The sequence below is a fragment of the Nostoc sp. FACHB-110 genome, from assembly GCF_014697425.1.
In the GTDB taxonomy this organism is placed as follows: domain Bacteria; phylum Cyanobacteriota; class Cyanobacteriia; order Cyanobacteriales; family Nostocaceae; genus Nostoc_B.
Map to the genome: position 1 here is coordinate 22,731 of NZ_JACJRU010000061.1, position 11,217 is coordinate 33,947.

An 11,217-nucleotide genomic window follows, 5' to 3' on the forward strand; every position below is an offset into this window, starting at 1 on the left:
TGGGAGAAGGAAAAATGACCATCATATTCCAGTTGGCTTTAGTATCGCTTGTTTTATTGTCTTTTGTTTTGGTTGTTGGCGTTCCTGTTGCCTATGCCACCCCACAAAACTGGGTTGAATCTAAAAGATTATTGTGGCTAGGTTCTGGTGTTTGGGTTGCTTTAGTTGTTTTAGTTGGTATATTAAACTTTTTTGTGGTCTAGGTCAGGGCTGTGCCTTAGACAAAAGAGATAGTATAAAGCTCATAGCAAAAGAAAAAGGTAAATTGCTGAAATTTACCTTTTTACTTTTTTGGGCAGTTAAAGGACTTCCAGAAATTAAATAGAATCTTTTTCTCCCCTGCCCCCCTGCCCCCTTCATGATGGAATATTTTCTAGTTGGTAGACCTAATTGTGGCCTTCATCTCAGCCATATACAAAGAAGGAATGTATATTGGCCAGAGTATATGTTGATGAAGAGGCAGTCATGGCAGTTTTTGAGGGAACTTTTACCCAAACTGAACCCTTGCGTTTTGCATTAGTTATAGGTCGTTTCAATGACCTTGTTACAGTAAAGCTGCTAGAAGGATGTCAAGATTGCTTAAAACGTCACGGTGTAGATCCCGATCCCCACGGTAATCAAGTGGACTATGTTTGGGTTCCGGGAAGTTTTGAAGTGCCTTTGGTTGCTCGTCAACTGGCAGTTTCACAGCGTTATGATGCCATCATTTGTTTAGGTGCGGTGATTCGGGGACAAACACCCCATTTTGATTACGTATCAGCAGAAGTATCTAAAGGCATCGCTGCTGCTAGCTTCCAAACCGGAGTACCAGTGATTTTCGGCATTTTGACAGTAGATACAATGCAGCAAGCTTTAGAAAGAGCAGGTATTAAAGCCAATCATGGCTGGGATTATGCAATGAACGCCCTAGAGATGGCTAGCCTGATGCGAAAATTACGCTCTAATCTCGCAGAACCATACTCTTTACCTCAATCTTTACCAGCCGCTAATGGTCAAGAGTCGATAATCAGTAGTCAATGATTAAGAGTCAATAGTCAATAGTCTCATGACAAATGACTATTGACTAAAATTTAGGGGTTGACAAATCAAAAAATCTCTGACAATATAAATAATGTGAAGTTTGCGGGTATAGCTCAGTGGTAGAGCGCAACCTTGCCAAGGTTGATGTCGCGCGTTCGAATCGCGTTACCCGCTCTTTAAGAAATTAAACAAGTTATGAAGGCGAAGTAAAAGCTAGTGTTTAGCAACAGCCACTATCAAACTTGATATTGGTTAGATTAAACTCAAGGAAAAGTGAATATTGATTTAGCAGATTTATCAGTTGACACTCCCCGAATTAGAAATTCGGAGATTCTTGCTTCACGGGGATTCCAACGAATTTACCCTCAGCAAGCATCTTGACCGTATGCCCTACGGCTGCAAGTCCTCTAACTAGAACTACCTGAGCGGCTGCCACATCCCTATGAGTGGTATATGCGCAATTTGAACAAACATGAGTACGCTCTGACAATTCTTTTTTACCAGTCTCAACACCACAGTTAGGGCAAATCTGACTAGTTTTACGACTGTCTACTTTTTGAAAATAGACACCACGCTGAAAACAGGTCTGCTCTAAGATATTGAAGAACTGACCAAACCCAGCGTCTAAACAGTGCTTACCTAACATCCCACGGGACAACCCGACTAGGTTCAAATCTTCAACAAATACCATTCCAGTATCGTTGCAGACTTTGTGGGATAATTTTCTGTGCCAGTCCTGACGACAGTTAGCAACGTACTCATGCAACTTTGCCACTTTCTTTTGGGCTTTCTTCCAGTTGTTCGAGCCTATAAGTTTTCTGGAAACACGCTGTTGCAGCAATTTCAGCTGGCGTTCGGCATCTACAAAAAACTTAGGGCGTTTGATTAAAAGACCATTAGAAGTCGCAATAAAACTTGTTAGCCCTACATCAATCCCTACGCCTTCTCCGTGAGGCATCGGCTGGGGTACAGACACATCCCATTGAATAGTTAGCATCACGTACCACCCAGAAACACGCTTGACTACACGGGCTTGTTTAACTACGCCACCATTAGGTATCTCCCTTGATTGTCGGAATTTAATCCATCCAATCACAGGGAAGTTAACCATTCCTGGTTTAAGTCTTTCACCTTGCATTTGGGGGAAAACAAAAGACCGCATTCTTCCAGACTTTTTCAAGCGGGGGAACCCATGATTCCGCTCCCACATTGCTACGAATGCTACTTCTAGGCGTTTTAGGGTTTGCTGCAAAACTTGAGACTGCACTTTCTTGAGTTCAGGAAACTCTTTCTTTGCAGCAGTTAACGCTTTGCACTGGCTGGCGTATGTTGGACGGGGTGTGTCGTGCCGAATAATGTATTCGTGTTTAAGTGAGCAAGCGTTAATTTGGCAACTACGGGATAAATACCAATCCTTGCGTTCAGCTAAGGCATAGTTGTAGACACGGCGATTAATTTCTAGCCAGTCTTCAAACGTCTGAGCTTGTGCATCCGTTGGCTTCAGTTTAAATTCGTATGTCAGATTAAACACTCGTTCACCACCTCCTTTAATATTATAAAGCGTAACTACGATTTATAAACATGACGGACAAATTTATTTGTCCTACTCGCGGCAGTTGAGCTTAGTCGAAACTTATATCCCCCACTTAAAAGACGCATGAAGTACAAAACTTATTGGTTTTGTACTTCATACTTGGGGGCTTTACGCATCACGACTCGTAAATAGAGTCTTGCAAAAATCAAGCCAAAAAAATCTGATTTTGAGCCAAGCATTTTGAAGACAATCAGCAGATGAGTGAAAATTGGGCTGAAAAATCTCCTGCTGTGTGTCTAACCTCAAAGTAGATTGTGAATGTAGACTTACCAAATAGTTTGTTTTCAGATTAAGTACGGCGTAAGCTTAGAATTGTATTAGATATGTAGAAAACTGATTATATTACCTTTAAAGTTAAAGATGAATAGCAGGAAACTGTTAAATAAATTTGCCAGTGACACAAAAATTCAACAGACCTCTGTTGTCGATAATGGCAGTATTTGTCTAACTTCGCTATTTATAGAAACAGATGATTCCGTGGGAAACTAATTTCTTCAGCATTCGGCAGGAAATAAAATCCCCACTTACGAAATTCACGCTCAAGTTAGTAGAACGCTTGTGCATCCTCAAAAACCCGAAAAAATAGATTTTAACCAGGAATATCCCTGTCCCTGTCCCCGTCGTCGGGGAAGGTTAGTCCCGATTACCCTTACAGAAGCCTTTGGCTGCGATCGCTGTCAGCAAATCTTTGTAGTAGAAGATAATGGCCATGTCCTAGAACAACTTTCTACCACCTATCCCTATAAGCGAGCTTGGCGCTGGACTGGCCATGCTTGGCATCTCATCCATCCAAAATTAGGAGAAAACTATCTCCCAATTGCACTAGGGATTATTTTTGTGCTAGCAATCATCTGGTTGCCAGTAGCATTGAAATTAACAGCACATGGTTCGAGCATTATTGCTTGGGCAATGGTGGCGGTGCTATTAGCAATTTTGCCAGCACTAATGGTTTGGCTTACTTACCGACGTTAACTCCATGACTGTTGAAGTTTTGTACGATTACCCCGATCCCGAACCGCTCAAGAGTGCTAAACGCGCTTATCAGGCTTCTCTCAAGTTGGGGTTGACAAAGGGAGGAGACCGCAGCCGCGCTGTTTTAGCGATGGCGCAAGCTCTCGAACAGTCGTTTGATGACATTTTAGAAGCCAATACCTTAGATTTAGAAGCCAGTAAAGAAATGGCAGTGCCAGAGTTGATTTTAGACTGGCTCAAACTCACTCCTCAAAGACTAGAAACCACAGTAGAAATTCTCCAACGCTTGGGTGAAATATCAGATCCGCTACGACGGGTGAGGAATGCTGATTTTCAACCAGAAGATTCTCAAAGTTATTCTCAGTTAATGCCTTTGGGGGTAATTGGATTTATTTATGAAGCTTTTCCCGACTTAGGTGCGATCGCCGCAGGGTTGTGTATTAAAACTGGCAATAGTATCATCCTCAAGGGTAGTACAGAAGCGAGTCATTCTAACGCAGCGATCGCCGAAGTTTTGCAAAGCGCAATTGCAGAAGTTGGTTTACCAACAGGCTGTGTCGAACTAGTCACCGCAGAACACGGTGCTTCTTTGCGCGATTTGGTCACGCAAGACCAGTATATTAATTTAGTCATTCCCTACGGACGTTCTAGTTTAGTGCAACAGGTGATTCGACAAGCAACTTGCCCTGTTTTAAAATCAGCGATGGGCAATTGTTACTTGTATTGGTCACTTAATGGCAGTTTAGAGATGGTGCGCTGGATGATTCTCGATAGCCATCAAAGCGAACCTGATCCCGTGAATGCCATCGAAAAAGTATTGATTCACCGTCAAGCTATGCCTTCATCTTTAGCAGTGCTGTGGAATAGTTTGAAGGAAAAAGGCTTTGAAATCAAAGGTGATGCCGAATTAGTCGAAGCCTTCCCGCAATTGCAACTCGCCAAAGAAAGTGAATGGGCAAGTGCTTATTTAACTAGGACTGTAGCCTTTAAACTAGTGGATAGCTTAGAAAGTGCGATCGCTTGGATTAACCAACACACTAGCGGCCATGCTGATTGTATTGTGACTGAATCTTATCAAGAAAGTCGGCAATTTGCATTAGGAGTGAATAGTGCTTCTACTTACATCAACACTACCCCTCGTTTCTCCCGTAATCCTTCGCGGGGAGACTCGGTTTTTTTAGGGATGTCTAACCAAAAAGGCCACCGTCGCGGATTTATTAGTCTGGAAACTTTGACAACGGTTAAGCATATTGTACAGGGGAATGGACGGTTTTAGGGGCTAGGGGCTGGAGAAAGAAATAATATACATCAGCTAAACTAAAGGCAAGAGTATTTCAAATTCCGTGCCTACGCCTATTTGCGAGCGGAAGTTTAATTTGCCGCCATGTCTAGCTGTAATAATGCGGTAACTCACGCCTAAACTAGTTTCGACATCAGCCCGTTTTTCTAAAGAAAAAGATTCGATAATTTGCTTTTGTAATTCTTCCGACATGCCTAATCCATTATCCACAATACTAATGCAAACCCAGCGAGAATCTAAAGCATTTGCTTGAGATGGTGCTTGCGAAATGACTGCTGTGGTAACTACAATTACAGGTTTTTCACTCTGATTTGTATATTCTTGCTGAAATTGCTGTCGTACCGCTTCATCTAACAAACCATCGACAGCATAACTAATAATATTCATTAATACTTGATGTAATTGACCCATAAAGCAACAGACTGGCGGGATTTTGCCGTACTTTTTAATAATGTCAATTTCCCCTTTTAAGCGGCTATTCAGTAATAAAACAATGCCATCTAGGCAAGCATTGATATCTATAGGTTTAGGATAAACTTCATCAATATGGCAAAAGTTTTGTAAACTAGTGACGAGTTTCTTTAATCTTTCTGCGCCATTGCGAGCGCTTGCTAAAACTTTGGCTAAATCTTCTTCTAAAAAGTCAAATTCAATTTCTTCTTTTAATTGATTAATAGCTACTACATCTTGGGGTAATTCTTCCGCGTAAGCAGCTATTAACTTGAGTAAATCTTGACTATAGTTAGCAATATAAGTTAAATTGCCCCAAATAAAACCTACAGGGTCGAGAATTTCATGGGCTATACCATCAACTAAACGCCCAAGACGCGCCATTTTATCATTTTGAATCATTTGTGCTTGGCTACGCTCGTAACGCACTTGTGTTTCGATACCGCGAATTTGCCATGCCGCTAAATTTAAGTCATGGATATCCAATAATTTATAAGTATTAGCTGCTGTTTTGACTACCACAGGTTCAGCAAACATTTCTGGCGATCGCTTCAGAGTATGTTGCATTGCAGTTAAAATCGTTGTTGTTTCCGGTAGGATTAAAATTCCTGTACGCGCATAACTATAAAGAACACCTAAATTAGCTTTAGAAAATAACTTGTTTCCGTAAGGACGAATAAAAAATTCAGCTAGTCGCCGCCGGGAAATCATGCCGACAAATTCCCGGTTTTCTAGTAAAATTACCCCTGGTAACAGTGGATATTTTTCTAAATAATTCGCTACTTCAATACTAGAACAACTAATATCTACACCAAATTCGTATACAGGAAGTTCTTGGAGATTTGACTCTAAACTGAGGTCGCGATCGCTAGCTTGAGAAAAAACTGGCGGTAAGATGAGAGAGATAGATTCTTCTAACACTGTAGACCCTGATTTATCTAAAAGATTATCAACAATAAACAGAATATTTTATACACTATCAATTTCTGCTTGATTAATAAAGTCTAAAATCAATAACTGCTTAATTCTTCAAAATTATAACTAACCATAAAAAAATCAATAAATTATCTAATATCCTTGATAAAGGCTTAAGTAATACTTGGGAGTATCTGAGATAATCAGAACCATAAAAATTACTTAAATAATTTCTAATTAGTATTGCACTTTGCAAATTTTTATAGTAAAAGTCAACCACGGCTGATGCTCACTTTGCCAAAAATAGGTTATGTCACGTATCTGAGAGACCAAAAGTGATCCCCAAATATTTAAAAAGTGTGAAACATTGATGAAAATGCACGGAAAACAGCAGGCTAATTCGTTAATTTACAGTAAGTATAAACATTAAGTAATTAAACGTTACTTTAGCCTATGCTTACCAACCTAGAATTCGGAACAATTTCGGAAATCGGGCAATCTCCAAAATAGTCATCCTCAGTAAATGCACTCAGGTAAAATGGCTATACTAAACCTCATAGATGCAAAGGTGCGCTTAAGCAAGACTGCGAATTAATATATAGTCTAGTTGTATCAATGGTGTTTAATAGTTCATACATGATTTTGATCTCTCTGCTCGATAAAATGACTAGGAATAATCTCAAAACTTTCAACCGCTTTTGACTGCGACACCCATGAATCAACTGAGTAATGGTTTCACAATATTTCTGAGTCTGCTAGTCGAAGCGATGCCGTTTTTGCTGCTAGGGGTTTTATTCTCTAGTTTGCTGCTGTTTTTTGTTGATGAGCGCAAATTAGTCGAAAAAATGCCTAAAAACCCACTATTGGGTGCTTTAGTTGGCAGTCTGGTTGGCTTTTTATTTCCGGTGTGTGAGTGTGGCAATGTGCCGGTAGCGCGGCGATTGCTGATTCAGGGCGTACCCACACCTGTAGCAATTGGTTTTTTACTAGCAGCACCAACAATTAACCCAATTGTCATCTGGGCAACTTGGACGGCGTTTCGCGATCAGCCAGAAATAGTAGTTTTACGAGTCGTATTTTCCCTATTAATTGCCACAATTGTCGGCTTTGTCTTCAGTTTTCAGAAGGACTTAAACCCGATAGTCCAACCTGCGATCGCACGTTATATGAAGTTTAATCCACCCACTAAAGTGGAAACCGGGCGGCGTGGAAAACGTTATCAAATTTCCCAGGAACCAAATCAACCTAATCTGTTGCAATCTGGGACTTATATTTTAGGCGGTAAAGCAGGTATACCCACTCGCTTAGATGGTAATTTATCGCCAGCCGATGATCCTCTGGGTACTCCTAATAAACCTCTAGCGGCTAAACTGCGCCTGCTGGTTGATAACAGCATCCAAGAATTACGGGAATTGGGTGCAGTAATGGTACTTGGTAGTGCAGTTGCAGCCGCAATTCAAGTGTTTGCACCGCGTGATTTAATTCTCAGTTTAGGTGCTGGCCCTATCAGTTCTATTATTGTCATGCTGATATTAGCGGCGGTGGTTTCGATTTGTTCTACAGTCGATTCTTTCTTTGCTTTATCTTTTGCCTCAGCTTTTAGTAGCGGTTCTTTGCTGGCATTTCTGGTATTTGGCCCCATGATAGACATCAAAAGTGTGGGTTTAATGTTGTCTATTCTGAAACCGAGGGCAATTTTTTATCTGTTTGCTTTAGCTGGACAATTGACATTTTTGTTCACGCTGTTTATCAACTTGCACGTTTTGTAACAAGTGCTGAGTTAAAAGACGATAGCGAATTCACAGATATGTCTCATAACTAATGACTACTCAAACTTCCAAATCTCAACGCCTCACCCTATTACTTTCTTGGCTGGATGTCATCGCAATTACAGCTTGGGGAATTTTATTGTTGAAATACTGGCTAACTGGTAAGTTAAACCTGTTAATTCACCCCAATTATTTTGGTTTGGTGGTAGTGGCTGGTATTGGCTTAATCATTGTTGGTTTATTCAAAATGCAAGAACTTTGGCAGCGTCGCCGCCGCGATGTTTTGTCAAACGTCCAGCACATGACTTTATTTCCGCCTGGTTGGGGTGGGGTTTTGCTATTAACGGCGGCAATTTTAGGTTTTATAATTACACCGCAAGTGTTTGCCAGTGACAAAGCACTCAATCGCGGTGTGAGTGATTTACTCGGAACTTCACGGATTAAACCTCAAGCCTTTCGCGCCTCGATTCGTCCAGAAGAGCGATCGCTTGTAGACTGGGTAAGGACACTCAACGTTTATCCCGAACCAGACGCATACACCGGACAAAAAGCTAAAGTCCAAGGATTTGTTCTCCGTCCCCAAGATTTAGGTAAAGAATATTTATTCTTAGCCAAATTTGTTCTCTCATGCTGTGCGGCAGATGCTTATCCTGTCGGATTACCCGTAAAATTGCCAGCCAATCAAGAACAATATGCACCAGATACTTGGTTAGAAGTTGAAGGACAAATGGCGACAGATAATATTAGCGGTAAACGCCAACTCACCATCGTGGCGAACTCTGTCAAAAAAATTCCCCAACCGCAAAATCCATATAGTTATTAGTCAACTGAAGTGTGAAGTATGAAGTGTGAAGTGTGAAGTGTGAAGTGTGAAGTATGAAGTATGAAGTGTGAAGTATGAAGGATCAATGACTAGTAAAACAATTATCCAACCACTAGACCGCGTAGCGATCGCCTTAATGCTGCTGCTGAGTTTGCTGATTGGCTTGATTATCTTTCAAGGTGATGTTGTCGCCCCACGCGTGCGCGAGTTTACTTGGCAAAACCAGCAAATTGGGGCCGATGATATTGCTTTTAGCCTCACCTTTAGCCGTCCAATGGAAACCAAAAGCGTTGAGGAGAACTTACAAATTGAGCCACCCCTAGCAGGTAAATTTAGTTGGGCAGGTAGAAGGATGGTTTATACACTGCTAACACCTGCGCCCTATGGTACTAATTATAAAGTCCAGATCCAAAAAGCAAAAGATAAATTTGCCCAGCAAGAAGGTAAAAATAAAACCATACAGCCCTTTGTCGGGAATTTTCGCACACGCGATCGCGTCATTGTTTATATAGGAGCCAACCCAGACGAGAAAGGGCAATTAGTTCTTTACAACTTAACCCAAGAACAAAAAAAGGTACTTACCCCCAAAGACATCACGGTAATGGACTTTAAAGCATTTCCGAATGGGGAAAAAATCTTATTTTCGGCTCGGTCTGCCAATAACGAAGATTTACTTTCAGCCCAGTTGTACACTGTTAGCACGGGAATTGCTGGAAAATCAGATAACCAGCCAGAAGCCGCAGGCAAAGTTGACTTAATTTTAGATAATAAAGACTACCAAAACCTCAAATTTGACTTATCACCAGACGGCGAAACTATAGTCGTTCAACGCGGTAATAAAAGTAATCCTGGTGACTTTGGCTTATGGTATCTACCCACAACCTCTGATAAATCAGGCACAAAACCCACTCCTAAACGCCTGCAAAGCCAACCCGGGGGAGATTTTATGATTACTCCCGATAGTAAAGCCGTGGCGGTTGCTCAAGGGCAGGGAGCAGCCATTTTACCGCTACAAAGTGATGCGAATAAACCCTTAGACTTTTTGCCGCAATTTGGTTTAGTCCAAGCCTTCTCTAAAGATGGCTCACAAGCAGCAATGGTTAAATTCAATACAGACTACACAAGGGATTTATTTTTAGTCACCAACCAAGGCATCCAAAAACCTTTGTTAAAAACAACAGGTTCCATTGTCAGTTGCCAATTTGACCCCGCTTCACCGACTTTGTATTGCTTGTTAACACAGTTAATCACCAAAGCAGAATACGTAGAGCAACCTTATTTAGTCGCCATCGACCTAAAAAGCGGACAGCAAAAGCCTTTGCTTGTGCTACCTGTAGACCAGCGCAACGTGGAAATGAGTTTATCGCCTGATGGATTGGGTTTATTATTTGACCAAGTAGTCGCACAACCCGAAAACGTACAAGCACCTGCAAATACTTTAAAAACAGATGATGGGGAAGCGATCGCCACTAGCAGTCTGTGGTTAATGCCATTATTACCCATTGCCGATGCTGCCATCACCACAATTAAACCAGAAAAACTACCGTTAATTGGCTTCCATCCCCGTTGGCTACCTTAAAGATGAGTGCTGAGTGCTGAGTGCTGAGTGTTGAGTGTTAAGTGTTGAGTGTTGAGTGCTGAGTGTTGAGTTAAAAAGACGTTGCAATGCAACGTCTTTTTAATTTAAATTACTGTATCGAAATTTGACGGCTTAAAATGCTCATCACCTCATCGGGATTACCTGTGGGTTGCAGGGGACTCCAATCTCCCACACTGGCGTAACCGATAACTTGCAAATAGTGAATTGTACTAGTCACAGCTTTGGGTGAACCGATAAGCAAATGTTTAATTGGTTCCCGGAAAGGAAATGGTTGTTGGGGAATTTGCTTGGGTTTGGGGAAGGAGAAGTTTTGTCTTAAGAACTGGGCTATTTGAGATTGGGCGAAATTGAGTAATTGTGCCATCATAATCTTGATACTCCTTTGTTTGGGGTTTTATAAAAGCGATCGCTCTTTTCTTGCCAGAACCAGACGATCGCTTTTATTTGTTTGGGGTTTTAGATAAGAGCGATCGTTTTGTTCTTTAGGGAATTGAGCGATCGCTTTTATCATGTCTTTTATAATAAAGTATAAATTTATACTTGTAAACTACTAAGACAAAAATTTTTGTTAGTAATTTTAGGTTTTTAACAGAGACAAATTATCTTGAATGAGGGACTGGTGTAGCGACTGTCTTGAATGTCAAGCGATCATGAACAAAAAAGAGGTGGTAGAAACATTGACGCAACTGAGGATCGCTGCGCTAGATTCGGCGGTGTCTGGCACGGGCGACAAGGCTTGTAACTATGTAGTCTAGATAGTCAAAGCCCGCGCCA

Annotated in this window: 10 protein-coding genes and 1 tRNA gene; 8 read left to right on the forward strand and 3 right to left on the reverse strand. The window is 41.2% G+C overall.

The window, feature by feature from the left end; genetic code table 11:
- Nucleotides 1-14: 14 nt before the first annotated feature.
- The 3 genes from psbZ to H6G69_RS31490 all read left to right on the forward strand — a co-directional run bounded on the left by psbZ (nucleotide 15) and on the right by H6G69_RS31490 (nucleotide 1,194).
- Nucleotides 15-203 carry a photosystem II reaction center protein PsbZ gene (psbZ, locus tag H6G69_RS31480; RefSeq protein ID WP_190693328.1) on the forward strand — a complete coding sequence of 63 codons (189 nt, stop codon included), beginning with the start codon at nucleotides 15-17 and terminating at the stop codon, nucleotides 201-203.
- A gap of 262 nt (nucleotides 204-465) precedes the next feature.
- On the forward strand, nucleotides 466-1,020 hold the full coding sequence (ribH, locus tag H6G69_RS31485) for a 6,7-dimethyl-8-ribityllumazine synthase (RefSeq protein ID WP_190693330.1): 555 nt from the start codon (nucleotides 466-468) through the stop codon (nucleotides 1,018-1,020).
- 102 nt (nucleotides 1,021-1,122) lie between these two features.
- Nucleotides 1,123-1,194, forward strand: a tRNA-Gly gene (locus H6G69_RS31490).
- A gap of 142 nt (nucleotides 1,195-1,336) precedes the next feature.
- On the opposite strand, the gene H6G69_RS31495 is transcribed toward H6G69_RS31490, so the two are convergent.
- On the reverse strand, nucleotides 1,337-2,551 hold the full coding sequence (locus H6G69_RS31495; protein WP_190693332.1) for an RNA-guided endonuclease TnpB family protein: 1,215 nt from the start codon (nucleotides 2,549-2,551) through the stop codon (nucleotides 1,337-1,339).
- Between the two features lie 621 nt (nucleotides 2,552-3,172).
- Between H6G69_RS31495 and H6G69_RS31500 the strand changes: the two genes are divergently transcribed.
- On the forward strand, nucleotides 3,173-3,586 hold the full coding sequence (locus H6G69_RS31500; RefSeq protein ID WP_190693334.1) for a hypothetical protein: 414 nt from the start codon (nucleotides 3,173-3,175) through the stop codon (nucleotides 3,584-3,586).
- A 4-nt stretch (nucleotides 3,587-3,590) separates the two neighbouring features.
- On the forward strand, nucleotides 3,591-4,862 hold the full coding sequence (locus H6G69_RS31505) for a glutamate-5-semialdehyde dehydrogenase (protein WP_190693336.1): 1,272 nt from the start codon (nucleotides 3,591-3,593) through the stop codon (nucleotides 4,860-4,862).
- A gap of 36 nt (nucleotides 4,863-4,898) precedes the next feature.
- Here the strand turns inward: H6G69_RS31505 and H6G69_RS31510 are convergent, their stop codons facing one another.
- Nucleotides 4,899-6,257, reverse strand: coding sequence for a sensor histidine kinase (locus tag H6G69_RS31510; RefSeq protein WP_190693338.1), 1,359 nt, complete (start codon nucleotides 6,255-6,257; stop codon nucleotides 4,899-4,901).
- 707 nt (nucleotides 6,258-6,964) lie between these two features.
- On the opposite strand from H6G69_RS31510, the gene H6G69_RS31515 reads away from it, so the two are divergent.
- From H6G69_RS31515 to H6G69_RS31525, 3 genes are all read left to right on the forward strand, one after another.
- Complete coding sequence (locus H6G69_RS31515; RefSeq protein ID WP_190693349.1) at nucleotides 6,965-8,020, forward strand: permease; 1,056 nt, start codon at nucleotides 6,965-6,967, stop codon at nucleotides 8,018-8,020.
- 52 nt (nucleotides 8,021-8,072) lie between these two features.
- Nucleotides 8,073-8,843 (forward strand): TIGR03943 family putative permease subunit, encoded by a 771-nt coding sequence (locus tag H6G69_RS31520; RefSeq protein ID WP_190693340.1) that lies wholly within the window; start codon nucleotides 8,073-8,075, stop codon nucleotides 8,841-8,843.
- An 85-nt stretch (nucleotides 8,844-8,928) separates the two neighbouring features.
- The gene (locus H6G69_RS31525; protein WP_190693342.1) at nucleotides 8,929-10,422 is read left to right on the forward strand and encodes an Ig-like domain-containing protein; all 1,494 of its coding nucleotides are present in this window, start codon (nucleotides 8,929-8,931) and stop codon (nucleotides 10,420-10,422) included.
- A 109-nt stretch (nucleotides 10,423-10,531) separates the two neighbouring features.
- Here the strand turns inward: H6G69_RS31525 and H6G69_RS31530 are convergent, their stop codons facing one another.
- Nucleotides 10,532-10,810, reverse strand: a complete 279-nt coding sequence (locus tag H6G69_RS31530) for a hypothetical protein (RefSeq protein ID WP_190693344.1) — start codon at nucleotides 10,808-10,810, stop codon at nucleotides 10,532-10,534.
- Between the last annotated feature and the right edge of the window lie 407 nt (nucleotides 10,811-11,217).